At 33.1% G+C, this 25,502-nt stretch carries 20 protein-coding genes; 9 read left to right on the top strand and 11 right to left on the bottom strand.

Features of this window, described 5'->3' with window-relative positions:
* Window positions 1–68 precede the first annotated feature (68 nt).
* The 3 genes from AC4FQX_RS05840 (at window position 69) to AC4FQX_RS05830 (ending at window position 3,886) form a co-directional block, all read left to right on the top strand.
* Window positions 69–680, top strand: a complete 612-nt coding sequence (locus tag AC4FQX_RS05840) for a TSUP family transporter (protein ID WP_491166737.1) — start codon at window positions 69–71, stop codon at window positions 678–680.
* 164 nt (window positions 681–844) lie between these two features.
* Window positions 845–3,181: an ATP-dependent helicase gene (locus AC4FQX_RS05835; RefSeq protein WP_491166736.1), complete on the top strand. Its 2,337-nt coding sequence runs from the start codon at window positions 845–847 to the stop codon at window positions 3,179–3,181.
* 84 nt (window positions 3,182–3,265) lie between these two features.
* Window positions 3,266–3,886, top strand: coding sequence for an L-threonylcarbamoyladenylate synthase (locus AC4FQX_RS05830; RefSeq protein WP_491166735.1), 621 nt, complete (start codon window positions 3,266–3,268; stop codon window positions 3,884–3,886).
* A gap of 249 nt (window positions 3,887–4,135) precedes the next feature.
* Here the strand turns inward: AC4FQX_RS05830 and AC4FQX_RS05825 are convergent, their stop codons facing one another.
* From AC4FQX_RS05825 to AC4FQX_RS05815, 3 genes are all read right to left on the bottom strand, one after another.
* Entirely contained in the window at window positions 4,136–4,972 is an 837-nt protein-coding gene (locus tag AC4FQX_RS05825) for an OmpA/MotB family protein (protein ID WP_491166734.1), read from the bottom strand.
* A gap of 164 nt (window positions 4,973–5,136) precedes the next feature.
* Window positions 5,137–6,114 (bottom strand): glycosyltransferase family 2 protein, encoded by a 978-nt coding sequence (locus tag AC4FQX_RS05820; protein ID WP_491166733.1) that lies wholly within the window; start codon window positions 6,112–6,114, stop codon window positions 5,137–5,139.
* Between the two features lie 65 nt (window positions 6,115–6,179).
* Complete coding sequence (locus AC4FQX_RS05815; RefSeq protein WP_491166732.1) at window positions 6,180–6,623, bottom strand: type I restriction enzyme HsdR N-terminal domain-containing protein; 444 nt, start codon at window positions 6,621–6,623, stop codon at window positions 6,180–6,182.
* Between the two features lie 64 nt (window positions 6,624–6,687).
* Here AC4FQX_RS05815 and holA point away from each other — a divergent pair, with 64 nt between their 5' ends.
* The 4 genes from holA (at window position 6,688) to putP (ending at window position 11,637) form a co-directional block, all read left to right on the top strand.
* Window positions 6,688–7,692: a DNA polymerase III subunit delta gene (gene holA, locus AC4FQX_RS05810; RefSeq protein WP_491166731.1), complete on the top strand. Its 1,005-nt coding sequence runs from the start codon at window positions 6,688–6,690 to the stop codon at window positions 7,690–7,692.
* A gap of 281 nt (window positions 7,693–7,973) precedes the next feature.
* Window positions 7,974–8,156 (top strand): CAL67264 family membrane protein, encoded by a 183-nt coding sequence (locus tag AC4FQX_RS05805; protein WP_491166730.1) that lies wholly within the window; start codon window positions 7,974–7,976, stop codon window positions 8,154–8,156.
* A gap of 86 nt (window positions 8,157–8,242) precedes the next feature.
* Window positions 8,243–9,937: an energy-dependent translational throttle protein EttA gene (ettA, locus tag AC4FQX_RS05800; protein ID WP_491166729.1), complete on the top strand. Its 1,695-nt coding sequence runs from the start codon at window positions 8,243–8,245 to the stop codon at window positions 9,935–9,937.
* 221 nt (window positions 9,938–10,158) lie between these two features.
* Complete coding sequence (putP, locus tag AC4FQX_RS05795; protein WP_491166728.1) at window positions 10,159–11,637, top strand: sodium/proline symporter PutP; 1,479 nt, start codon at window positions 10,159–10,161, stop codon at window positions 11,635–11,637.
* Between the two features lie 268 nt (window positions 11,638–11,905).
* Here putP and AC4FQX_RS05790 read toward each other — a convergent pair whose 3' ends face one another.
* The 8 genes from AC4FQX_RS05790 to AC4FQX_RS05755 form a co-directional block, all read right to left on the bottom strand.
* Window positions 11,906–12,832 (bottom strand): DUF6252 domain-containing protein, encoded by a 927-nt coding sequence (locus AC4FQX_RS05790; protein WP_491166727.1) that lies wholly within the window; start codon window positions 12,830–12,832, stop codon window positions 11,906–11,908.
* 394 nt (window positions 12,833–13,226) lie between these two features.
* Complete coding sequence (locus AC4FQX_RS05785; RefSeq protein WP_491166726.1) at window positions 13,227–14,474, bottom strand: DEAD/DEAH box helicase; 1,248 nt, start codon at window positions 14,472–14,474, stop codon at window positions 13,227–13,229.
* A gap of 222 nt (window positions 14,475–14,696) precedes the next feature.
* Window positions 14,697–17,789 carry an efflux RND transporter permease subunit gene (locus AC4FQX_RS05780; protein WP_491166725.1) on the bottom strand — a complete coding sequence of 1,031 codons (3,093 nt, stop codon included), beginning with the start codon at window positions 17,787–17,789 and terminating at the stop codon, window positions 14,697–14,699.
* Window positions 17,790–17,914: 125 nt separating this feature from the next.
* Window positions 17,915–19,003, bottom strand: coding sequence for an efflux RND transporter periplasmic adaptor subunit (locus AC4FQX_RS05775; RefSeq protein WP_491166724.1), 1,089 nt, complete (start codon window positions 19,001–19,003; stop codon window positions 17,915–17,917).
* 22 nt (window positions 19,004–19,025) lie between these two features.
* Window positions 19,026–20,360, bottom strand: coding sequence for a TolC family protein (locus tag AC4FQX_RS05770; protein ID WP_491166723.1), 1,335 nt, complete (start codon window positions 20,358–20,360; stop codon window positions 19,026–19,028).
* Window positions 20,361–20,552: 192 nt separating this feature from the next.
* Window positions 20,553–21,905 (bottom strand): HAMP domain-containing sensor histidine kinase, encoded by a 1,353-nt coding sequence (locus AC4FQX_RS05765; RefSeq protein WP_491166722.1) that lies wholly within the window; start codon window positions 21,903–21,905, stop codon window positions 20,553–20,555.
* Window positions 21,906–21,984: 79 nt separating this feature from the next.
* Window positions 21,985–22,662 (bottom strand): response regulator transcription factor, encoded by a 678-nt coding sequence (locus tag AC4FQX_RS05760; RefSeq protein ID WP_491166721.1) that lies wholly within the window; start codon window positions 22,660–22,662, stop codon window positions 21,985–21,987.
* Window positions 22,663–22,674: 12 nt separating this feature from the next.
* A complete protein-coding gene (locus tag AC4FQX_RS05755; protein ID WP_491166720.1) occupies window positions 22,675–23,715 on the bottom strand; it encodes a formimidoylglutamase in 1,041 nt (346 codons plus the stop codon).
* Window positions 23,716–23,819: 104 nt separating this feature from the next.
* On the opposite strand from AC4FQX_RS05755, the gene AC4FQX_RS05750 reads away from it, so the two are divergent.
* Window positions 23,820–24,710: a DUF8428 domain-containing protein gene (locus AC4FQX_RS05750; RefSeq protein WP_491166719.1), complete on the top strand. Its 891-nt coding sequence runs from the start codon at window positions 23,820–23,822 to the stop codon at window positions 24,708–24,710.
* Window positions 24,711–24,971: 261 nt separating this feature from the next.
* Complete coding sequence (locus AC4FQX_RS05745) at window positions 24,972–25,442, top strand: PEGA domain-containing protein (RefSeq protein WP_491166718.1); 471 nt, start codon at window positions 24,972–24,974, stop codon at window positions 25,440–25,442.
* Window positions 25,443–25,502: the final 60 nt, after the last annotated feature.

Below are 25,502 nucleotides of genomic sequence, written 5' to 3'. Positions count from 1 at the left end.
TACTAATAACATTTTACAAAAACAATCTACTATCAGGTTTCAAATTCTTATTTTTGCAAAAAAATAAGATGGATATAACAATTCTGCTTTTGTTGTGTTTAGCCGCTTTTGTCGCCGGTTTTATTGACGCAGTCGTTGGAGGAGGAGGTTTGATACAGACACCGGTAGGATTGATTTTATTACCTTATTTACCTGTTGCAACAGTAATAGGCACTTTGAAAATACCAGCTTTCAGTGGTACCGGTTTTGCCGCTTTTCAGTATCTTAAAAAAGATTTCGGACAACATACAGAAAAAAAGATAGCACCAAAGAAACTCGTACTGTATTCAATACTAATCAGTTTTGTTGTTGGGTTTTATGATGGGTTTATAGGACCGGGAACTGGTAGTTTTTTTGTAGTAGCATTTATATCCGTTTTGGGTTTTGATTTTCTACACGCATCAGCAAATGCTAAAATGGTAAATCTGGCAACTAATTTAGGTTCTATCTGCCTGTTTCTTTTAAAAGGGAAGATCATCTGGGCAATTGCATTACCCATGGCGGCAAGCAATGCAGCAGGAGGCTGGTTGGGTGCTAAATTAGCGATTAATAAAGGGAACAGTTTTATTCGTATATTCTTTTTGGTAGTAGTTATAGGTACTCTTATCCGGTTTGCCTATGACGTATTTATAGAAAAATAGGTTGCCATAAATAGAATTTGAAGATTTGAAAATAGGTTATAGGGAAATAAAACTATTTTAATATAGTTTATTCATTTTGTTTATGTTTATTTCTGTAATTTTTTTTAGCAATTTTATATACTGAAGAAAAAACAAAATGAATTTCTTAATTTTGAAAGTTGATTATGGAAGATATACAAAAACATATTAGTAGGCTGAATGAAGCACAACAGGCGCCTGTTCTGAAAAAGGACGGACCAATGATTGTTATTGCCGGAGCAGGATCAGGAAAGACAAGGGTATTGACGATACGAATCGCTTATTTAATGAGTTTGGGTGTAGATCCTTTTAATATTCTATCTCTGACCTTTACTAATAAAGCAGCACGTGAAATGAAAAAGCGTATTTCCGATATTGTCGGATCCAGTGAAGCAAAGAATTTATGGATGGGAACCTTTCACTCAATCTTTGCCAAAATCTTACGTTTTGAAGCTGATAAACTAGGTTATCCATCTAATTTCACGATATATGATGCTCAGGATTCCGTTCGGTTAATAGGGTCTATTATTAAAGAAATGCAGTTAGATAAAGATATCTATAAACCAAAACAGGTTTTTAGCAGAATATCATCTTATAAAAACAGTTTGGTTACTGTAAAAGCTTATTTTAATAATCCGGAGTTACAGGAAGCAGATGCGATGTCAAAGAAACCACGTATTGGTGATATTTATCAGAATTATGTGGATCGCTGTTTTAAAGCAGGAGCAATGGATTTTGACGATTTATTATTGAAAACAAATGAATTACTGACTCGTTTTCCAGATGTTTTAATGAAATATCAGGATCGTTTCAGATATATATTAGTAGATGAGTACCAAGATACGAACCATTCTCAGTATTTAATAGTACGTGCTTTATCAGATCGTTTTCAGAATATATGTGTGGTGGGAGATGATGCACAGAGTATCTATGCTTTTCGTGGGGCGAATATCAATAATATTCTGAATTTTCAGAAAGATTATGACAATGTAGAAATGTTCCGATTGGAACAAAACTATCGTTCCACTAAAAATATTGTAGAGGCAGCAAATTCTATTATTGATAAGAACCAGATTAAACTGGATAAAATAGTCTGGACGGATAATCAGGACGGACCAAGAATCAAAGTACACCGAAGTCTGACAGATGGAGAAGAAGGTCGATTTGTTGCCGGAACCATATTTGAAGAACGCATGCAGAATCAGATGATGAACAGTGACTTTGCAATTCTGTATAGAACCAATGCGCAGTCTCGTGCTATGGAGGATGCTTTGCGTAAAAGAGATATTCCTTACCGAATCTATGGCGGACTTTCTTTCTATCAAAGAAAAGAGATCAAAGATGTACTTTGTTATCTGAGACTGGTAGTAAATCCAAAAGATGAAGAAGCGCTGATCCGTGTTATCAATTATCCGGCAAGAGGGATTGGAGATACTACAGTTGAAAAACTGACCATTGCTGCGAATCATTATAAACGTTCCATTTATGAAGTGATGCAGAATATTGATAAGATTGATCTGAAACTAAATTCAGGAACAAAAGCTAAGTTACAGGACTTTGTCAGAATGATCCAGAGTTTTCAGGTTATTAATGAAACGCAGGATGCTTTTTACCTTACCGATCATGTGACTAAAAAAACAGGTTTGGTTCAGGAACTGAAAAAAGATGCTTCACCGGAAGGAGTGGCGAGAATTGAAAATATTGAGGAGTTGCTGAATGGGATTAAAGATTTTACTGAAGGACAGAAAGAAGTCGATGGCGCTCGTGGTGCGCTGGCAGAGTTTCTTGAAGATGTTGCTTTAGCAACAGATTTGGATAAAGATACCGGTGATGATGATCGTGTTGCTTTAATGACAATTCACCTCGCAAAAGGACTGGAATTCCCACATGTATTTATTGTAGGAATGGAAGAAGATCTGTTTCCGAGTGGAATGAGTATGAGTACCAGAAGTGAACTGGAAGAGGAACGAAGATTGTTCTATGTTGCTCTGACAAGAGCAGAGCATCAGGCATATCTTACCTATGCACAGTCCCGCTATCGCTGGGGGAAACTGGTCGATTCAGAACCTTCCCGATTTATACAGGAAATAGAAGAAAATTATATTGAATATCTGACTCCAACGGAAACGAATTATCGTTACCAGCCTATGATTGATTCAGATATTTTTGGAGATATTGATAAATCAAAAATACGATTGGCAAAACCAAAAAACGGAACACCTCCTAAGAACTATGATGAAGAACCTTCTACGGTAAATATTCGTAAACTGAAACCGGTCTCCGGCAGTGCACCATCATCCGGAGCAAATTTATTTGACAATAAGCTGACGGTTGGGAATATTGTAATGCATGAACGTTTTGGTAAAGGAGAAATTCTAAATCTTGAAGGAGCAGGAGGAGACCGAAAGGCAGAGATCAAATTTGAAGTAGGCGGAATTAAAAAATTATTGCTTCGTTTTGCTAAACTGGATGTGATTTCTTAGAAAATAAATAATTTTGTAATTGGTTGATTAGTGAACAGTATCCGATATTCAGTAACTAATTACCAACAACTAACAACTAAAAAAATGGCACAATTTATAAAAATATATGAAGAGAATCCGAGTGAAAAGGAAATAGCCAGAGTAGTTAAGGTATTACAAAACGGAGGACTAATTATTTATCCTACGGATACTGTATACGGTTTGGGTTGCGATATATCGAATACAAAAGCATTGGAGAAAATCGCAAAGATCAAAGGAGTAAAACTGGAAAAAGCTAATTTTTCCTTTGTATGCCACGATCTGAGTAATATATCAGATTATGTAAAGCAAATCGATACTTCTACCTTTAAACTGCTTAAAAGAGCGTTACCGGGTCCTTATACCTTCATTCTACCGGGCAATAATAATCTGCCTAAAGAATTTAAAAAAAGAAATACAGTGGGTATTAGAGTTCCGGATAATAATATAGCACTGGAGATAGTACGTCTGTTAGGAAACCCGATTGTGTCTACTTCTATCCATGATGAGGATGAGGTAGTGGAATATACTACTGATCCGGAACTGATTTTTGAGAAATGGCAGAATATCGTAGATATTGTAATTGATGGTGGATATGGTGATAATCATGCTTCTACCGTAATTGATCTGTCTGAAGGGGAACCTGTAGTGGTAAGGGAAGGAAAAGGTTCGCTGGATATTTTATAAACGGAGTTTTCAGTATCCAGTATTTAGTTTTCAAAATGCTTTTGCGTAAATCTCCCTCTGCAAAGTCAGAGACTTTTCAGAGCAGAGTTTTTTGTAAAATGTTATCGACCAGCTCAGCTAACTTTAAACCTTAAACTTTAAACAAATAGTTTACAATTATCTCTGGTCTCCTTTCACAAAAAACATCTTACTTATAATGCATAAAAAAACCCGCAATTTGCGGGTTTTTTATTTTTTTAATTGAAAAGATTATTTCTTCTGATTTTTCATTTCTTTTTCGATCATATCATAGAACTGATCGATTTTAGGAAGTACTACGATACGGGTTCTTCTGTTTTTTGATCTGTTATCAGCAGATGTGTTAGGCACTAAAGGCATATATTCACTTCTACCTGCTGCGGTCATTCTCTTAGGATCTACGTTAAATTCATTCTGTAAAACTCTGACTACGGAAGTAGCACGTTTTACACTTAAATCCCAGTTGTCCTGTAATACAGGGTTTTTGATTGGCACATCATCTGTGTGACCTTCTACCATGAATTCAAAATCAGGTTTATTGTTTACTACTTTAGCAACTTTACCTAAAATTTCTTTAGCTCTGTCGTTTACCTGGTAGCTTGCAGTTTTGAATAATAATTTATCAGAAATAGAGATAAATACTACTCCTTTTTCAACATTAATTTCGATGTCGGAATCATTAAGGTTACCAAGAACTCCTTTTAAACTGGTCACTAAAGCTAATGTAACAGAGTCTTTTCTGGTTACAGCGTCCTGTAATGATCTAATGGTTAAATCTTTCTCTCTCATACTTTCAAGAGATTTTTCTAAATTCTGGGCTCCTTTAGAAGACAGAGTTGTTAAACTTCCCATATTGTTAATTAGATCAGAGTTGTTTTTCTTTAAGAAATCAACCTGATTGGCATAACCTTCTTTTTCAGCTAAACAAGTGTTTAATTTTACTGTTGCCGTATTTAATAGATCTTGTATTTCTTTATTTTTGTTTTCTAATTCGGCAATCTTTTTTTGTGAGCCGCAAGAGGCTGTAAGCAGCGCCATAACAGATAGCGCAAGAATTATTTTCTTCATATAAAAATTGATTGGTTACTATTATTACAAATGTAAGAATTTTTAAAAGATTTGTATTTTTTACAAAGATAAACTATTGTTAAAATTTCTATATAAAAATCAGTATCAATTTTTCTTACAAACCATTATAAACACTGAGATTTTCATCTCTGATAAGATTGCTTTCAGATACTTTTTTTAGTGCGGAGAGCAATATAAATGATACTCTTTATTGAGTAATATTTTTTAGACTGAAAGGTGCCTCTTTTTTTAAAAAATTTAGACATATAATAATAGAAAGCAAGATGGGATTTCAGTACAGCAAAAAGATGTCCGAATTTTCCTTTTGAAAGAAAGAAGACACCTGCGATTCCGTCTATTGAGAGTCGTATAAATAAGGTAGTAAACAGCTGTGATTTTGGAAGATTTTTTAAAAGCATAAACAGAGAATTCCTGAAATTTAGAAAGGTTTTTTGTACAGAACCTTCTTTTAAAGTCGCACCACCTACGTGATATACTGTTGAAAGCGGTGTATATTTAACTTTATAATTCAGATTAAATGCACGCCAGCAGAGATCAATTTCTTCCTGATGAGCAAAAAAATCATCATCAAATCCATTTAGCTTTCTGAACACTTCTTTACGAATAAAAAAGCAGGCTCCGGAAGCCCAGAATATTTCACATTCATCGTTATATTGTCCTTGATCTTGTTCCAGAGACTGAAAAATACGACCACGACAGTACGGTACACCATATTTATCAATAAATCCTCCGGCTGCACCGGCATATTCAAAATAGTCTTTGTTCTTATAGTCCAGTATTTTAGGCTGTATAATTGCTGTTTCGGGTTGATTTTCAAAAATAGAAAGAATAGGTTGCAACCAGTTTTCTGTTACTTCAATATCAGAATTAATCAAGGCATAGTATTCTTCTTCAACTTGTTGCAGTGCTTCATTATAGCCTTTTGCAAAACCATAATTTGCCTTGTTCTTAATGATCTTTACAGAAGGATAATTAGTAGTTACATAAGAGATGGAATCATCTGTAGAAGCATTATCTGCAACATAAATAACAGCTTGTTCAGAGAATTGAATTATAGAAGGTAAAAATTGCTCCAGTAAATTTTTCCCGTTCCAGTTGAGTACTACTACAGCTATTTTCATTAATTGAGTTTTGAGAAGATCTTAATTAGGTTTTTAAATTCTGTAATCATACTAAAAATTCAATACTATTTATATTTAGGTAATTCAGGTAAAAAATGATACTGTTCCTGTTCATAGTTCATCTGACAAAAATAATGATTTAAACCGTTAGTAACCATTAAATATTGCGCTTTTAATGTCATATTATAACGGGCAATCTGGTCAAATGTGTTCTGACTGATCGAGACAGATGGAGCCTTACATTCTACTAATATAAGAATACTTCCGTCGGGATTATAAATAACAACATCATACCGCTTTGTCAATCCGTTGATCTTGATTACTTTTTCAACGTTTATCCATGATTTTGGATACTTTTTTTCAATCATCAGAAACTGAATGACATGCTGACGTACCCATTCTTCCGGTGTAACAATGACAAATTTTTTCCTGATCTCATCAAAGATGGCGACTTTATTTTCACTATTTTTGAATCGGAACTGATAATATGGAAATTGAAGTGGCTGCATACAGCAAATATAATTCTAAAATTTGAAGATTCTGTAAAGATTTAATTCGTTAAAAATAGACATTTTGGATGAAGTATTAAAAATTGTAAATGATATAAAGCAGGGGAATATTAAACCTATCTATTTTTTAATGGGTGAGGAAGCTTACTTTATAGATAAACTATCCGAATATATTGAAGAGAATATTCTTTCTGAAGAAGAAAAAGGATTCAATCAGATGGTTTTGTACGGAAGAGATGTTACTATGGAAGATATTATTTCTAATGCGAAACGGTATCCAATGATGGCGGAAAGACAGGTTGTTATTGTTAAAGAAGCACAGGAACTGTCCCGAACGATAGATAAACTGGAAAGTTATATTGAAAATCCACAGATGACTACAGTTCTGGTGTTCTGCTATAAATATAAAACGGTAGATAAACGAAAGAAATGGACTAAAACGCTGGGACAGAAAGGAGTCTTATTTGAAAGTAAAAAATTATATGAAAATCAGGTAGGCGACTGGATCAAACGGGTATTGTCCGGTAAGAATTATTCCATAGAGCCAAAAGCCACTTTGATGTTAGTAGAGTTTTTAGGTACAGATTTGAGTAAGATTAGTAATGAACTGGATAAATTGCAGATCATCTTGCCAAAGGGAAGTACGATTACACCAAAGATTATTGAAGATAATATTGGTTTCAGTAAAGATTATAATAATTTCGAGTTACGAAAAGCAATAGGAGAACGCAATCAGCTGAAAGCGTATCAGATCGTGAATTATTTTTCGGAGAATCCAAAAGATAATCCTATTGTGGTTACTACAAGTATGATTTTCGGGTTCTTTTCTCAGTTGTTGCAGTATCATGGATTAAAGGATAAATCAGCGGGTAATGTGGCAAAGGTTTTAAAAGTAAATCCTTATTTTTTAAAGGATTATGATGTGGCAATCCGTAATTATCCTATGAGAAAAGTAAGTCAGATTGTATCGGCATTGCGTGATGTGGATGTAAAGAGTAAGGGAGTGGGAGCAAACAGTCTTTCACAATCTGATCTTTTGCGAGAAATGCTGATTAAGATTTTTAATTGATAAAATATAATTCTATACTGTATACTGCGTTTATAAAGGGACAGATCTTGATTATTTTTATAAAAATAAATTCTTTTACAATATGACTTTCTTAATATGACCGGAAAGATATCACAAATAATTATGGTCAGAGATTATAAATCTACTAAAATTAACGATATTTGCTCTTTAGTACTTCGCACATTGGTCTTATAATTTCTTATGAAATATTTTATAAGAAATTGGTTTTCTGCGTCTGTGATTTTTTATGATAATGTTAAGTAAATAAAAAAATAAAATATATGGGAATGAATAAAAACACCATTTTAGGATGGGCAACTCTAGTTATGATTATTGTAGGAATCGTATTGATTTCACTTGCTATTTTCAGATATAGAGATCTGGTTGGAATAGGGTTGACAACTGTTGGAGTAGGCTTTTTTGCTATTGCTTGGGTATTTAATGCATTGAAAGGAAGAGTATAAAGGTTTACATGTATTGAATAGTATAACAGAGAAGGTTCTGTTATAAAAAAATATCATAATTAACGAATAAACAAAAGAACATAATTATGTCGGATGATAAGAAAGTAATATTTTCAATGTCCAAAGTAAGTAAGACTTACTCAAGTACTAATAAACAGGTACTGAAGGATATTTACTTAAGTTTTTTCTATGGAGCTAAAATAGGTATTTTAGGTCTTAACGGTTCTGGTAAATCTTCATTATTAAAGATTATAGCAGGAGTTGATAAGAATTATCAGGGCGATGTTGTTTTTGCACCCGGTTATACTGTAGGCTATTTAGAGCAGGAACCACAACTGGACGAAAACAAAACGGTTATTGAAGTAGTTCGTGAAGGTGTTGCTGAAACGGTAGCTATTCTGGATGAATTCAATAAGATCAATGATATGTTCGGTCTGCCGGAAGTTTATGAGGATGCAGATAAGATGCAGAAATTAATGGACCGTCAGGCAGAATTACAGGATAAAATAGACGCATCAGGAGCATGGGAGTTAGATACCAAGCTGGAGATCGCAATGGATGCATTACGTACACCGGAATCCGATACACCTATTAAAGTATTATCAGGAGGAGAGAAAAGACGTGTTGCTTTATGCCGATTATTATTGCAACAACCGGATGTACTATTATTAGATGAGCCAACGAATCACTTGGACGCTGAATCTGTTCTTTGGTTAGAACAACATTTACAACAATACAGCGGAACGGTAATTGCTGTAACGCACGACAGATATTTCCTTGATAACGTAGCAGGATGGATACTTGAACTGGACAGAGGAGAAGGTATCCCATGGAAAGGAAACTATTCTTCTTGGTTAGATCAGAAATCCAGCCGTATGGCACTGGAAGAAAAAGTAGCTTCAAAAAGAAGAAAAACATTAGAGCGTGAGCTGGAATGGGTTCGTCAGGGAGCGAAAGGAAGACAGACGAAACAAAAAGCACGTTTGCAAAACTATGATAAGCTTTTAAATGAAGATCAGAAGCAACTGGATGAAAATTTAGAGATTTACATCCCGAATGGTCCGAGATTAGGGACGAACGTTATTGAAGCAAAAGGGGTTGCAAAAGCTTTTGGAGATAAATTATTATATGATAATCTGAACTTTACATTACCTCAGGCAGGTATTGTTGGAATTATCGGACCGAACGGGGCGGGTAAAACCACAATATTTAAAATGATAATGGGAGAGCAGCAACCGGACAAAGGGGAATTCCTTGTAGGTGAAACGGTAAAGATTGCTTATGTAGATCAGTCTCACAGTAATATTGATTCTAATAAATCGATCTGGGAAAACTTCTGCGATGGTCAGGAGCTGATTATGATGGGTGGAAAACAAGTTAATTCAAGAGCGTATTTAAGCCGTTTTAACTTTGGCGGAAGTGATCAGAATAAAAAAGTAGATACTTTATCAGGAGGAGAGCGTAACCGATTACACTTAGCCATGACACTCAAAGAAGAAGGTAACGTATTGTTACTGGATGAGCCTACGAATGATCTTGATGTGAATACACTTCGAGCATTAGAAGAAGGTTTAGAGAATTTTGCAGGTTGTGCAGTAGTTATTTCTCACGATAGATGGTTTTTAGACAGAATTTGTACACATATCCTTGCTTTTGAAGGAGATTCTGAAGTTTATTTCTTTGAAGGAAGTTTTTCTGACTATGAAGAGAATAAGAAAAAACGCCTTGGTGGAGATTTAACACCGAAGAGAATTAAATATAAAAAATTGATTAGAAGTTAATTAAAATTGAAAGATCCTGATTTATATCAGGATTTTTTTATGATTACCATTTAAATATTTTGAAAACTGAAATTATAGTTTATATTTGTGATTCTCAAATTTTTGTTAAAAAAGTAGAATACACTATTCATTTGTTGTTGATTCTTCGGACAAAATAAAAGACTATTATTATATAACTAAAAACAATTTATCCTAAAAAGGATAACTAAAACTATTATTTCATGGATGTATATCAAGGCATATCTATCGGCTTATATCTTTTATTAATGATTGGAATTGGGATCTATTCCTACAGACAATCACAAAGCAATGTCGGAGATTTTTTATTAGGAGGAAGAAAAATGGGTGCTGCCGTTACAGCATTATCTGCAGGAGCTGCTGATATGAGCGGATGGCTGTTAATGGGATTACCGGGAGCAATGTATGCCAATGGATTATCGAGTAGTTGGATTGCGATTGGATTAACAATCGGAGCTTATTTAAATTATTTATTAGTTGCACCCCGATTAAGAATTTATACTGAAAAATCAGGAAACGCAATTACGCTTCCGGATTTCTTTGAGAACAGGTTTCGTGATAAATCAAGAATATTACGATTGGTCTCAGCAATTATTATTTTAGTATTCTTTACACTTTATACTTCTGCGGGAATGGTTTCAGGAGGTCGTTTATTTGAATCTTCCTTTGGCTTATCGTATGAATTCGGATTAATATTGACGAGTCTGGTTGTTGTATTCTATACGTTTTTAGGAGGTTTTTTGGCAGTAAGTTTAACGGATTTCGTTCAGGGTACAATAATGGTTCTGGCATTAGTAATTGTTCCTTTGGTGATTATTTTTGAAGTAGGGGGACCTATAGAAGCAGTTGAGCTCATCAATGCAAAAGATTTGAAATACCTGGACTTTTTTCAGGGTACTACTGCTGTCGGTATTATTTCATTACTGGCATGGGGAGTAGGTTATTTTGGCCAGCCTCATATTTTAACCCGTTTTATGGCAATCGGTGATGTAAGAGAATTAAAAAAAGCAAGAAGAATCGGTATAAGCTGGATGATCTTTACAGTTGGAGGAGCTTTATTAGTAGGATTAGTAGGAATTGCTTATATGACTAAGAATAATATTGCGTTAAAAGATCCTGAAACGATTTTTATTTATTTTTCAAGAACATTATTTCATCCTTTAATCAGTGGGTTTTTATTATCAGCTATTTTAGCAGCTGTAATGAGTACTATATCTTCTCAGTTATTAGTTACTTCCAGTGCTGTTACGGAAGATTTTTATAAAGGTTTTTTTGATAAAAAGGCTTCTCCTGAAAAATTACTTTTTGTTAGCAGAATGGCTGTTATCGGAGTTGCAATTGTTTCGTTTTCATTATCCCTAACCCCTAAGGAGAGTATTCTGGATCTGGTAGGTCATGCGTGGGCAGGTTTCGGTTCTGCTTTCGGACCGCTTATTCTGTTATCTTTAATGTGGAAAAATGTTTCCAGAAACGGAGCCATTGTCGGAATGGTAGTGGGAGGGCTTACCGTTTTATTATGGGTATTCATAGATCATTCTTATAAAGAATGGTATTCAATGATTCCCGGATTTACATTGTCCTTTTTGTCTATTGTTATTGTATCTCTATTTTCTGATGCTCCAAAACAGGAAATAGTAGATGAGTTTGAGGCAGTAGAAAAAGATATGAGAGAAAAATATTAAGACTATTTGATATCAAATATATATAAGTTTAAAAAATCCCAATATAATCTATTGGGTTTTTTTTATACACTATTATTTTCCTGCAAGGTTTTCAAAACCTTGTAAGAATTTCCGTTGTAGGGAAAATATAGGTTATTCTTTTTAATATTAAGATTTTAAAACCGTAGGAGAATGACCTCTTTTGACATAGAATGTATAATCCTAAATATTAATTCCATAAAAAAACCCACAAAAGGTGGATTTTAATTAAAGTAAAACAAATTGTAATTTAGTAGGAAACATTAAATGTTCCTTCACTTACTGTATGTTTTTCCGTTGAACTATAAGACTTGAAAGAAGCGTCAAATGTTCCACTAATTGTTTTCTCAGTAGTATTATGACTTAAAATAGTGATAGTTCCTGTTACAGCATCAAATACGTTACCAGGAATACCATCTTTCCCATATGTTATAGTATAATTTAATTCTGAATCTCCAACAGTATACGTCCCCGGTTTAACAGAGTCTGATAGAAATATTTCAATATGTTCATCAGGTCTTTTTGTACCACTAATAGCTAATTTATTCATAGATGAAGTTGCAAATACAGAGGTAGAAGTAAAATCTACTCCGTCTAATTTTGCAGATAAGGTATTCTCATTTTTAATAGGATTATCCTCTGTAAAAGTAATATCTGTAAAAGAACCGTTGGTGAAGATTTTAGTTTCTACTTCATAATTCTGGTTATATCTTACTCCTGTAAATTGAAAAGTTCCGGATATTTTTTTTGTTTTTGAATCAATAGAAGTTACAGTTATGCTTGAAGTGTCCTTATAACCTGAAATACCCATATCATTTGCAATTTCCTGCGACATACTAACAAAGGAGTTATATTCATCAGAAGAAAGACCGTAAGCCAAACCTAGATTACCTTTTGTTTCATTTGAATTTCTCCAGGTATAAACTCCTATTTTATTAGAAGGTACAGCAATGTGAATAAAATCTCCATTTGTTGAATTTAATGCTGTAATAGAAATAATGCGGTCACTTACTACCGCTTGTACAGAAGTAGAAATAAAAGTTTTTCCATCAAATTCAAATTGTAATTTTCCTGATTTTATAGTTAGATTATTTAAATTATCATCACTACTACTACATGAACTAAAAAATAATCCTAAAGTTAGGATTGAAATAAATAGAGCGTAATTTTTTTTCATAATTTTTTGTATAAAATTAAAAGACAAATATATAGAAAAACACTTATAAATTTATATTTCTATTATAAGAAATAAATATAAGCTATTGTTTTATTGTAGTATACAGAATTACGGCAGTAGAAAAAGATATGGGAGAAAAATATTAAGATTATTTGATATCAAATATATATAAGTTTAAAAAATTCAGATATAACGTCATGATTATGAATTTGTAGCTTATGCTTATACTAGTCGTAGTAGATTATTATCGTTTATTAAACCTAACAAGTTTCTAAAACCTGTTAGGTTTATTTGTTGTAGTGGTAATTTTATTTTTTTTAATCACAACTTACTGTTTGTGAGATAATTTCTTGTTGTTTTTTAAATGATTACTTAGTGTAAATTTAAGTTGTTTTTAATACCAGCGTTTTTTATTTTTCTTTGAATTATCTGATTTTCTGGATTTATGAGCACCACCGCTGCGATTTGAGTTTTTTGCAGGTTTTGCGGGTTCGTCAGTATTATCATTCCATGGAAAAGGATGATTTTCAACAGTTTTTACTTTTACTTTTATCAGTTTTTCTATATCTTTCCAGTATCCTTTTTCATCTTTTCCACAGAAAGAAATAGCGATTCCGCCATTGCCGGCACGACCGGTTCTTCCAATTCTGTGTACATAGGTTTCCGGAATATTAGGAAGATCAAAATTGATGACATAAGGTAACTGATCAATATCAATTCCACGAGCAGCAATATCAGTAGCTACAAGAACGCCTACTTCTTTATTTTTAAAATGTTCTAAGGCTCTTTGTCTGGCGCCCTGTGATTTATCACCATGGATTGCTTCTGCTGCTATTCCCTGTTTTTTCAGCGCTTTAACAACATTGTCCGCACCATGCTTTGTTCTGGTAAAGACGAGAACATCGCTAAGATTATCTTCTTTTATTAAATGATATAAAAGCTGTCTCTTGTTTTCTTTTTCTACAAAATATACTTTCTGTTCTACGGTTTCAGCAGTTGATGATACAGGAGAAACGGTTATATATTCCGGTGTTTTTAGAAATGCATCTGCCAGTTCTCTGATTGCCATTGGCATAGTGGCGGAGAATAGAAGCGTTTGTCTGTTAGAAGGGGTTAGTTTTACAATCTTGCGAATGTCATTAATGAAACCCATATCCAACATCTGGTCTGCTTCGTCAAGAACTAAAGTATGTAAATGATCTAAGTTAATAAATCCTTGTTTGTGTAAATCTAAAAGTCTTCCGGGAGTTGCAATTAAAACATCAACTCCTTTTTTCAGATTGTCTACCTGAGGAACTTGTGAAACTCCTCCAAAGATGGTTAACTGTACTATATTGGTATATTTACCATATGCGTCAAAGCTTTCGCCTATCTGGATCGCTAATTCACGTGTTGGTGTAACAATTAGTGCACGGATCTGCTTCGTCTTTTTAGACGAACCAATCATATGATGTAAATTATTGATAATCGGAATGGCAAAAGCAGCGGTTTTTCCGGTACCGGTCTGTGCACATCCAATTAGATCATTTCCTTTTAAAATAATAGGAATTGCCTGCTCCTGAATAGGAGTAGCAGAGGTATAGCCCTGATCGATTAAGGCTCTCTGGATACTTTTAGAAAGTGATAAATCTTCAAATAACATAAATAATAGGAGATTACACAGTGGTAATCTTTAGAAATTAATTTGCTACAAAGATACTATTTTATTTATAGTTGCTGGTTTTTAGTTGATAGTTGTTGGTTTTTAGTAAAATGTAAAAAGTAAAATGTTATTAACAGCTTGGCTAACTTTAAACCTAAAACTTTAAACCAACCAAACAGGACAGGAATAACATTTCACATTTTACTAATCATATTTCACAATCTAATATTTTACTTTTTTTCGGTATGCCAGATAAAATACCTGTGGTAATACAGTAAAGGATAATATCATACAGAAGACCAGTCCGCCTACAATCATAATAGCTAATGGTTTCTGAATTTCAGACCCCATACCGGAGGAAAGTGCTGCCGGAAGTAGTCCCATAGATCCCATAAGAGCAATCATTACAACAGGACGAATTCTATTATAAACTCCGTTAGAGATAGCTTCTTTCAGTGCCATGCCATTTCTCATATTTTGCCTCATAACACCTATTAGAACGATTCCGTCAATGGTGGCAACTCCAAAGAGAATAATGAATCCGATACCAGCAGAAATACCAAATATTGTTCCTGTTATCCATAGTGAAAGAAAACCTCCAATGAATGCAAACGGGATCGTAATTGCAGAAACGATAGTGTCTCTCAGATTTCCAAAATTCATATATAGTAATAACAGAATCAGAACTAAGGACACAGGAACAACATAAGCTAATTGTTTTCCGGCTCTTTCTTTACTTTCAAATTCTCCTGCCCACACCATTTTATTAGCGGTTGGTAATTTTACATCTTTGGCAACCTTTGCACGCGCTTCAGCTATTGTACTTCCAAGGTCACGTCCTTCAATATTAAATCCAATACCGATATATCTGCTGTTTCCTTCACGATAAATAAAAGCAGGACCAGTATGATAATCTATAGTTGCAATTTCTTTTAGTGGTACTTTTTTCCCGTCTAACGTAGGGATCAGTATATCACCTATTTTATCATCTGTATCACGATATTCTTTGTCAAAACGGAGTCTGACATCAAACATTCTTTCATTTTCATAGAAAGTAGTTGCAGCCTGTCCACCTATAGCCATTGCAATTACTGCCTGAGCATCAGCTGTGGTTACGGCATATCGAGCCATTTTTGCATCATGAAGCTGAATACGTAATTCAGGTAATCCAATGTTTTTATAGACGTTTATATCTTCTATTCCTTTTACAGTTCGTATCGAATTAGCTACCTGATTTGCCATTTCTTCCAGCTTGAACAGATCGTCTCCGAATATTTTGATTACTAACGGGCTTTTTACGCCTGCAACATATTCTTCTACGTTATCCTGAATAGGCTGACTGAATCCGAAGTTAATGCCTGGATATTCTTCGAGTTGCGTTCGCATTTCTGCTAGTAATCCCTCTTTAGATATTTTTCTTTTCCATTCTTTTACAGGTTTCAGCTGAATATTGAATTCAATATTGAAGAACCCTGTTGGGTCTGTTCCATCATTTGGTCGCCCGGTTTGCGTTAAGATAAATTCTACTTCATTAAATTTTTGAATTTTTGTTTTCATTTCTTTAGTCAATCGAACGGATTCATCCAGATTAACACTGTTTGGTAATGTGGCACGAACATAGATCGCTCCTTCGTTCAGTTTTGGTAGAAATTCTGATCCATAGTAATGGAATCGTACGAAACAAATGGCTAACAGGGCAATAAAACCATATATTGTTGCTTTTCTGTGTTTGGTACTCCAGATGAATAGTTTGAACAGATTGTTTCGGAAGAAACAGGAGATTATATTTTCTTTTTCTACTATATTTTTTGTTAACAGGACTTTACACATTGCAGGTACATAGGTTAAACTTAATATAAGAGAACCTAATAACGCATAACCTAATGTAAAGGCTAATGGTGAGAACATTTTTCCTTCTACTTTCTGGAAAGAGAAAATAGGGAGTAAGGCAACGATCAGAATAATCAGGGCAAAAAAGATATAAGTAGCTACACTTCCTGCACTTTTTTTAATTAATCCCATTTTTGAGATTTTATTAAAACGTTCCATTCCTACTTTATGTGCTTTCTTTTCGAGGGTAACAAAAACCTGTTCTACAATGACGAGCGTTCCTTCGAGTAGTAAACCGAAGTCTAATGCTCCCATAGATATCAGGTTAGCAGGAAGTCCCTGGATTCTGAGCATAATCAGTGCAAATAGAAAGGCAAGCGGAATAACGGAGGCTACAATAACAGTAGTTCTCCAGTTATACAGAAAGATAAATACGATCAGGGATACTAACAGAATTCCTTCTATAAGGTTTTTAGTAACAGTATGAACGGTTGTATTTACTAATTCTGTTCGGTCTACAACTGGCACTATTTGTACATTTTTAGGTAAAATTCTTGTATTTAGTTCCGTGATTCGGTCTTTTAATTTATCAATTACAGCACTTGGATTTTCTCCACGAAGCATTACAACGATTCCCTGTACAAGATCATCTTGATTGTCTAATCCTACTTGTCCTAATCTGGGTTTTGCAGCAATTTTTACTTCTGCAACGTGTTTTACCAAAATAGGAGTAGAGCCTTTTACTTTAATTAGAATATTTTCTATATCATCAACGCTGTCTAATAATCCGACACCACGCACTACATAAGCCTGGTCTCCTTTCTGAATAACATCTCCCCCCACATTGATGTTACTTTTAGATACAGCTTCGTAAACATCGAGGGGGGAAAGGTCATAATTAACTAATTCAGTGGGATTTATTTTTATTTCGTAGATTTTTTCTTCACCTCCAAAACTTACTACATCAGCAACCCCGGGTACAGATACTAATTCGCGTTCGATTACCCAGTCCTGGATTGCAGTTGTTTCTTTTATGGGCAGATCACTTTTTATTACATATCTGAATATTTCTCCGGTAGCACCATAAGGAGGTTCAATATCAGCTTCCGCTCCTTCAGGAAGCTCAACACTTTGCATGCGGTTTGCGGCATATTGCTGAGCATAGAAATCTTCTACATCATCATCAAACAGAACGGTTACTACAGAAAGTCCAAAAAGAGAAATAGAACGTACTTCAGATTTTTTCGGGATAGTATTCATCTGTTTTGAAATAGGTAGTGTAATAAACTTTTCTATCTCCTCGGCACTTCTTCCGGGCCATTGTGTAATAATTCTGGCACGTGTATTCGTTACATCAGGAAAGGCTTCTATTGGGGTATGTATGTAGCTGAAAACACCTCCAACCAACAACATTGCTGTAAGAAAGAATACAATCAGAGAGTTCTTAAGTGAAAAAGCGACTATATTTTGTACAAATTTTTGCATGATAGTATTAGAGTTTAAAAATTGAAGGATTTAAATTTGTTTAAAGTTTAAAGTTTATTCTGGAAACGAGATTCTTTTACATTTCATAAATAACTTTTCACATTTTACAAACAACATTTTACTTCTTACATTTTAATTTGTTCGTAGATCAGTAAATGATTTTTAGTAATTACTTTTTCATTTTCGGTGAAATTCTCATTTACAAAAACCCAGTTATTGTTTTTTGCGATTGGGTTTACTTTTCTGGCTTCTATTTTACAATCCGATTGATATACTAGTACATAATTCTGATTATTATCAAACAGGATTGCTTTTGCAGGAATTGCAATAGCATTCTGCTTACTTTCTTTTTTGATAATAATATCAGCAGACATTCCCGGTTTTAGTTTCAGGTCTTTGTTTTTCATTATCACACGGGCTTTTAACACATGTTCTTCTGCATCAAATACTTGAGATAAAGCAGCAATTTCACCTTTAAAAATTTCATCAGGATAAGCTAATGTTTTGATCTCAACTTCCATATTTTCTTTTACATTTTGCATATTAGTAGCATAAATGTTTACCATTACCCATACCTCATCTAATTCTGAAATAGTAAATAAAGGATCTCCTCCTGAGGCAATCTGTGTACCAGAACTCATATTTTTAGCAACAACATAACCATTGGTAGGCGCTTTGATCTGGAAAACACCTCTTTCTGAACTGGCGCTGAACAGATTTAAATTATCTATTTTATTCTGAAGGGAGGCTTTTAATACATTTACTTCACTTTCGGCAGAAATGAGGTCTTTTTGTGAAGCTATTCCATCCTGAAACATTGATTTTACAGAAGTTAACTCTCTATTAGCTACTAATAACTGCGATTCCAGTGATTTTCTTTCAGATTGTAGTTCATTCAGTTCTGTACTTTTTATTTCACCCAGTACCTGACCTTTTTTTACATAATCACCTAAAGAAAAGTTAGTCGAGGTAATTACTCCGTCTACTAAGCTTACAAACTGAACTACTTTATCAGGATTATAGGAAACATTTCCCGTCAGGGTCAGTTCTTCTGCTACAGGACGTGTTCGGATAGTATCTATTGTGATTTTATTTTTTAAAGGCACCGTTAAACAAAAATTTTCTTTTTTAAGTTCAGCTATTTCTGTTTTTTCTTTGCAGCTGTATAATGAGGACAGTAACAGGATGCAGGAAAGAGAAAGTATATTTCGCATTATAGTATATTTTAGTATTGTATTAAATTTCTTTTCCGATAACAAATTGTAATTCTTCAAAATGCTCATTAAGTTCTTTTTTAGAGTCTGATATTATTTTTTTATTGGTCAGATAAGCTTCTACGAAGTCCAGATATTCAATCATGCTCATATTGCGTAACATGAAGTTTTTCAGATGGCTTTCCAGTAGTTGATCCAGATCTTTTTCATAATTGCTTTCTATATTTTTATACAGGTTTTTTGCGACGATCAGATCCTGGTAGGTTTTAATAACCTCAGATTGTGTTCTGTTATTCTTTTCCTCGGTCATCACTTTACTTTTTTCTATATTGATCTGAGCAGATTTAATGTTTCCTTGATTTCTGTTAAAGAAAGGTAGATCGATGGCAAAACCAACGCCAATAAAATCTCTCATTATATTTCCACCTCTGTCATAACCCACTTTAAGAGCAACATCCGGAGTTCTCTGTGCTTTTTCATATTTATAGCTTTTAGAGAAATAATCCTCCTCTAAGCGAGATACTTTTAGATCCGGTCTGCTTTTTAAAGCAATATCTATTAATTCAATAGGGTTTAAAGCGTTTATTTTATTAAGATCAGGTACAAAACCATCTTCTGTAATGTAGACTATTTTGTTTGGATCAATATTCATCAGAGTTTTAAGCTCTTTCTGTAGTTTATTGTTTTCTTTCTGTAGATCGGCTATTTCCTTTAAATATTCTAATTCAGAGGCTTTTAAACGGATATATTCACTTTTACTGATATTACCCAGTTTCAGTTGATTGCTGTATGCGTTTAGTAATTTCTGAACGGAAAGTAGCTGTTTTGAATAGATTTTCTGCTGTTCCTGTGTATATTGTAGTTGTGTGAGATTATTTCGGAATTCAATTTTCAGATTTCTTAGAAAATCTTCAAAGTATTCTTTAGCCATGTCAGCAGTTACTTTTTCCATAGCAATCATTTTTTTTCTTTTTCCGGCAGTAATAATTACCTGTTCCAGTTCTGCTGAGATCTGAGAAGTTTTCCCAAAATTACCGGAAATGGGAGGCAGTTCTTCTACACCTGCGCCTTTCCAAAGATTAATTTCATCAATAGATAGAGTAGGATTAGGCCATAGTTTTGCCTGAATAACTTGCGCTTCAGCTAAATCGATATTCAGCTTTTCTGCAACCAATTGCAGGTTTTTTTCTAAAAAAATAGTTTCAGCAGTTGTACGGGTCAGTTGTAACGTGTCATTAACGAATTGATTCTGCGCATTGAGTGTACCGGTAATTGTGGCTGATAAAAGGAATATTACTACTAAGATAGATCTCATTTTACTTTGTTCTTTTTTATAGGACAAATGTAATGACAGCATATTATAGCATTATTTGAGCCACATTAGAAGAACCTAAATTCTACATTAGAGAATGATTAGAGTTTAGTTGATAATTGATAGTTTTGTGAGAAGTGGAGGTGCAAAGAGACAAAGGTTTATTTTATTTAAGGTTTAAAGAAGCAAAGGTTAAGCAGCAACTTTACTCCTTTGAACCTTTGTAACTATCAATTATCAACTAAACTTAAGTTCAATAATAGTTCCCCCATTTTCTTTAGAGGATATTGTAAACAAGATGTTGTTTTGTTTAAAGATAAGTGTAGCAAGAGAAAGTCCGATACCGTTTCCTTTGATTGCACCTACATTTTTACCTCTGTAAAATGGCTGCTGGATAAATTTTAATTCCTCAGTATTAATACCTTTTCCCTTATCATGAATACTGATCTGAAGATGTTTTTCTTTTTCTGAAAGGATTATTTTTACAGGATTATTTCCGGAATATTTGAATGCATTTTCTATCAGATTATACAAAGCCATTTGTATTTGCATTTCGCTTCCTTTTACATTTAGTAAACTTTCATTTTTTACTTCAATCTGTACCTGGACTCTGTTGATTTCGGAGGGGTAAATTTCAGTTATTTTATCTATTATGATCCAGATTAGTTCATCTACTCTGAAAGTTTCTTTTTCAGTAGTAATCGTTTTTAGCCCGGATATCATCATTAATGTATTTAATATTTCTTCAATATGATATACATTTTCCAAAGAGTCTTTTACTACCTGCTGATATTCTTTCTGAGTTCTTTCTTTCTGAGCAAATACTTCTAAATTTCCGGATATAGCAGCCAGAGGGGTTTTAAACTCATGAGAAACATAGTTGATAAAGTTTTTCTGAGTAATAAAAGTATCAGACAGTCTTTGAAGCAGTTTATTAAAGGTGTCGATAAGATCCTGAATTTCATCATTGGTGTTTGTTGAAATAATCGGCTCATTCAATGATTCGGGTTTTATTGAATTGACTTGTTTTATTACATTAGTTATTGGTCTGTAGGCTATTGCAGAAAGGAAACGACTTAATAAAAGTATAAGCAGTAATCCAAAGATCAGAACACTTATTAAGATAATTAACAGACGACTGTTTTGTGTGTGGAAAAAGTCATTTTCTGATTTTATAAAAACAACAAAATCCCCTTCATTATCAGTATAGAATATTCCATAATAAAAGTGTTCTTTTGTTTTAAACTGTATTTTTTTCTGTTTTCGAACCGATTCTAATTTTTCTTTTGTAATGTTGGGATCAGGGGTTTGGTTTCCGTATTTAATTTGATCAGATTCATTGTATATTTTTACTTCTGCTTCTTTTGTGTCTTCTTTAAACTGTTGTTTGATAATTTTATATTCTGCGCTTGACAATTCATCTTCTTCCAGATAAAAGATACCGGTTAACAGACATGATTTTTTTAATTCACTGAAAATGATTTTTTCTGAACTAGTATAAAAAATAAAATATACTAATATCGAAGTAATTGTAAAAACAACACCAAAGGTAATAGAGGAAATTAGAGTTAGCCGATTACGAAGTTTCATTTTTTTTAGATTTTTCGATGATTAGATTATCTGATTATCAAAAAATCTAATCATCGGATAATCGAATTTATCTCTATTCTTATTCCTTAATCATATATCCGGTTCCTTTAATGGTATGAATCAGCTTTTTAGTATTTTCACCATCTATTTTATTACGGAGATAGGAAATATATACATCTACAACATTTGTGTTGTTATCATAATTGATTCCCCAGACAGTGTTTAGTATCTGAGTGCGTGAAACTACTTTGTTCTTATTTTCCAGAAGAAACAGCAATAGTTTATATTCTCTGGGAGACAGATCGATCAGAACCTCTTTTCTGATAACAGCATGTTCATCAAAATTTACACTCAGATCGTCACAGATATAAACATTGTTTTTTTCCTGATAATTGAATTTTGTACGACGTGTAAGAGCATTGATACGAGAAATCAATTCTTTGAAATGAAAAGGTTTTACCAGATAATCGTCTGCTCCGCTGTCCAGTGCGTTTACCTTATCATCAGCATCATCTAACGCACTGAGTACTAATATTGGAGTATGATTTTTTTTAAAACGAATCAGTTTTGTGAGCTGGATACCGTCAATTCCGGGTAACATAATATCCATTAATATAATGTCCCATTCATTTTTGGTAATGATTGTTCTTGCAGATTCACCTGTAGTTGCCAGAGTTACAGAAAAACCATTTTCTTCAAGTCCTTTTACTACAAAATCACTAATCCGATTATCATCTTCAATTAAGAGAACATTCATATTTTATTTTATTTAAGCAACAGGTTTATTGTTTGCTTTTATAAAGTCGGTCAATAAATACCCTATCAGTTTACCTATTAAATGTTCGTTTTTATCACTGTCGAGAGAAGGGGCCCCTTCGCAAATGTGAAGATAAGAAACATTGTTGCTTTGTCCAAAGTGGTTAATAAATTGTCTTAATTTTTCTACAGAAAAGCCGCTTAATGTCATTGCACTACTGGCAATATTCTGAATGGCATCAAGATCTATTTCAATACCAAAATTATCATTTTTTATAAAATTGAAAGCCTGAAACATTTCCTGATCGAAGTTCTTCTCTTTTCGGATAGCGATTTCATCATAAGTATTATAACGTACTCTGTCTTCTGTTTTTTTTATAATATCGAGAACGGCTTTTGAAGTATAACTTTCATGAAGGCCAAAGATAAAATACTTTTTAAGGAATCCTTCTTCATAAGCATAAGAGAAGCCGTTACCACTATGTCTGCCTTCTAAGATTCTAAAATCAGAATGAGCATCAAAATTAATAGCATTGATTGGTTTCCCTTTTGCAAGAGCAGCTCCTTTTATATTGCCATAAGAATTATTGTGACCTCCACCGATAATGATTGGAATTTTACCTGCATTAATGATTGTAAATACAATATGAGAAACATCTTTATCTATATCTTCAACAATTTTAAAGAGTTTTTTTCGATCTTCTTTTTCTTCACAATTCAGCGTTGCTGCCAGTTTCATTTCTTCAGCAACATTGACCTGTCCCAGAATAAGTAGTTGACTGCCCTTACAGAATTTATTATTCTGAATATTTGCAATACTCTTCAGAGCGCTTTCCCAAGCTGTTGAAGCGCCGGATCTTCCAAAGTTTGCACGAACACCAATATCTTCGGGGATTCCAAAAAGGATATATTTAGCTTCTGTAATAGATAAGAACTCAGTCAGATCCTGATCTTGTGGTACGGTTTGTATTCTTTCTCCAAATTTAATTTCACCATTGCGGTAACTGGTAATTTTTGCCAGATCGGAAATTGTAAAACGAATAATTTTCTCCATATTTTTTTTATTCTTGTCAAAAATAATATAATTGTATAAATTTACGTTATTAAGAACGTTATTCAGTAAAATATTTTAATTTTATCAAAAATTCTAAAACAGGTATGGACAATCATTCAGAAGGACAAAAAAGTAACTCAAGTTTAAAGGCAATTATAGCTGTTTTAGCTATATTATTAGTGGGGAGTTTAGTTTACATGTACAAAATGAGTAATGACTCAACAGTTGTTGAAAAAAAACTGACCTCAGAGAAAGAGTCAGTAATGAGCGATTTACAGAAATTAAAAGCGACATATGATGTTGCGATTGCTGAAAAAACAGCACTTTCTGAGGAATTAGTTGCAGAAAGGGATAAAGTAGAAAAGTTAATTGCCGATTTGGAAAAATCAAAAGGGGATGTAGTTTCTTTATCTAAGTATAAAGATCAAGTAAGAGCGCTTGAGGGCAAAATGAAATCTTTAATTGCTGAAAATGATGTATTAAAACAACAAAATCAGCAGTTAACAACAGAGCGTGACAGTACAATAGTAGAATTAGGCGCAGCAAAAAGATACAATGATACTTTAGTTACACAGAATCAGAATTTATCTAAAACAGTTGAAATCGCTTCAACACTTTCTGTTTTAAATTTAAAGGGAGAGGCAATCAAGGAACGTTCATCCGGTAAGCAGATTATTACTGAAAAAGCAAGCAGAGCGAATAAACTAAAAGTTTGTTTTACTATTGCAGAGAATAAAATTGCAAAATCAGGGGATAAAACCTATTACGTTCAAATTATTGATGCTAAAAACAATGTTTTAGGAGAAAAGAAAACGGTTAGTTTCGGAGAAGAAAATTTAACTTATAGTTTTACTTCTCTTGTAAAATACCAGAACAAAACGACAGATGTATGTGAGTTTTTAACAACAACTGAAAATTTTGAAAAAGGAACTTATTTTGTAAATGTTTTTGACAATAAAGAGTTGGTTTCAAAAACAAGTTTTACTTTAAGATAATAAAGGATTTAAGATTAGTTTAAACAGCTGGTTTTAACTTATAATGTTATTTAAAACCTCTGAAAAGTAATTGCTTTTCAGAGGTTTTTATATATATAATAAAATCTAATTTTCTATTTTCTGTCTCGTTAAATAATTTATTCTTAATAATTAGTCTTTTTTTTTAAAGAATTATAATTTTTGTAGTTTTTTGTTTATAATTTATTATTTTTGCCGACTTATAAAAAATATGATTAAATTAATTCTTAAATACTACTATAAATGAAAAAAATGATTGTTTTAAAAAGTCTGATTATTGGGCTTTTATTTTCAAGTTGCGCAACTATTATTTCAGGTTCAAAGCAAAAAGTAAATTTTACAAGTAATCCGTCAGAAGCATCAATTTTTATTGATAAAATAGAAATTGGAAAAACCCCTTTAGAGATAAAACTAGAAAGAAAAAGAGAACATCATGTAATGATTAAATTAGAAGGGTATCAAACCTATGAAACGAATTTGACTAAAAAATTTAATAGTTGGTATCTTGGAAATATAGTAGTAGGAGGTATAATAGGCTTGGTTATTGATCCAATTACTGGAGCTATGTATAATTTAACACCAAAAGAGATTAATACTGAATTAAATGGAGGAACTGTTTTTAAGACAAATAATAAAGATATATATATTACTGTTGCTTTAAAAGCCGATTCTAACTGGGAAAAGGTTGGACAATTAGAAAAAGTTAACTTATAAACTCCTTAACATAGTGTTATATATAAATAAAGCCCTGTTATAACAGGGCTTTATTTATAT

The sequence above is a fragment of the Flavobacterium sp. AK-301 genome, assembly GCF_058310215.1.
Note: the sequence above shows the minus strand (reverse complement) of the source record. Positions and strands in the feature narration are given on the sequence as shown.

Bases quoted from the DNA above. Each gene is read 5' to 3' on its own strand.
- AC4FQX_RS05790 (WP_491166727.1), bottom strand. From the start codon at position 12,832: ATGAAAAAAAATTACGCTCTATTTATTTCAATCCTAACTTTAGGATTA.
- ettA (WP_491166729.1), top strand. From the start codon at position 8,243: ATGTCGGATGATAAGAAAGTAATATTTTCAATGTCCAAAGTAAGTAAG.
- AC4FQX_RS05755 (WP_491166720.1), bottom strand. From the start codon at position 23,715: ATGGAGAAAATTATTCGTTTTACAATTTCCGATCTGGCAAAAATTACC.
- AC4FQX_RS05825 (WP_491166734.1), bottom strand. From the start codon at position 4,972: ATGAAGAAAATAATTCTTGCGCTATCTGTTATGGCGCTGCTTACAGCC.
- AC4FQX_RS05805 (WP_491166730.1), top strand. From the start codon at position 7,974: ATGGGAATGAATAAAAACACCATTTTAGGATGGGCAACTCTAGTTATG.
- AC4FQX_RS05820 (WP_491166733.1), bottom strand. From the start codon at position 6,114: ATGAAAATAGCTGTAGTAGTACTCAACTGGAACGGGAAAAATTTACTG.
- AC4FQX_RS05750 (WP_491166719.1), top strand. From the start codon at position 23,820: ATGGACAATCATTCAGAAGGACAAAAAAGTAACTCAAGTTTAAAGGCA.
- AC4FQX_RS05770 (WP_491166723.1), bottom strand. From the start codon at position 20,360: ATGCTGTCATTACATTTGTCCTATAAAAAAGAACAAAGTAAAATGAGA.
- AC4FQX_RS05835 (WP_491166736.1), top strand. From the start codon at position 845: ATGGAAGATATACAAAAACATATTAGTAGGCTGAATGAAGCACAACAG.
- AC4FQX_RS05765 (WP_491166722.1), bottom strand. From the start codon at position 21,905: ATGAAACTTCGTAATCGGCTAACTCTAATTTCCTCTATTACCTTTGGT.
- AC4FQX_RS05775 (WP_491166724.1), bottom strand. From the start codon at position 19,003: ATGCGAAATATACTTTCTCTTTCCTGCATCCTGTTACTGTCCTCATTA.
- AC4FQX_RS05830 (WP_491166735.1), top strand. From the start codon at position 3,266: ATGGCACAATTTATAAAAATATATGAAGAGAATCCGAGTGAAAAGGAA.
- AC4FQX_RS05745 (WP_491166718.1), top strand. From the start codon at position 24,972: ATGAAAAAAATGATTGTTTTAAAAAGTCTGATTATTGGGCTTTTATTT.
- AC4FQX_RS05780 (WP_491166725.1), bottom strand. From the start codon at position 17,789: ATGCAAAAATTTGTACAAAATATAGTCGCTTTTTCACTTAAGAACTCT.
- AC4FQX_RS05840 (WP_491166737.1), top strand. From the start codon at position 69: ATGGATATAACAATTCTGCTTTTGTTGTGTTTAGCCGCTTTTGTCGCC.
- AC4FQX_RS05815 (WP_491166732.1), bottom strand. From the start codon at position 6,623: ATGCAGCCACTTCAATTTCCATATTATCAGTTCCGATTCAAAAATAGT.
- putP (WP_491166728.1), top strand. From the start codon at position 10,159: ATGGATGTATATCAAGGCATATCTATCGGCTTATATCTTTTATTAATG.
- AC4FQX_RS05785 (WP_491166726.1), bottom strand. From the start codon at position 14,474: ATGTTATTTGAAGATTTATCACTTTCTAAAAGTATCCAGAGAGCCTTA.
- AC4FQX_RS05760 (WP_491166721.1), bottom strand. From the start codon at position 22,662: ATGAATGTTCTCTTAATTGAAGATGATAATCGGATTAGTGATTTTGTA.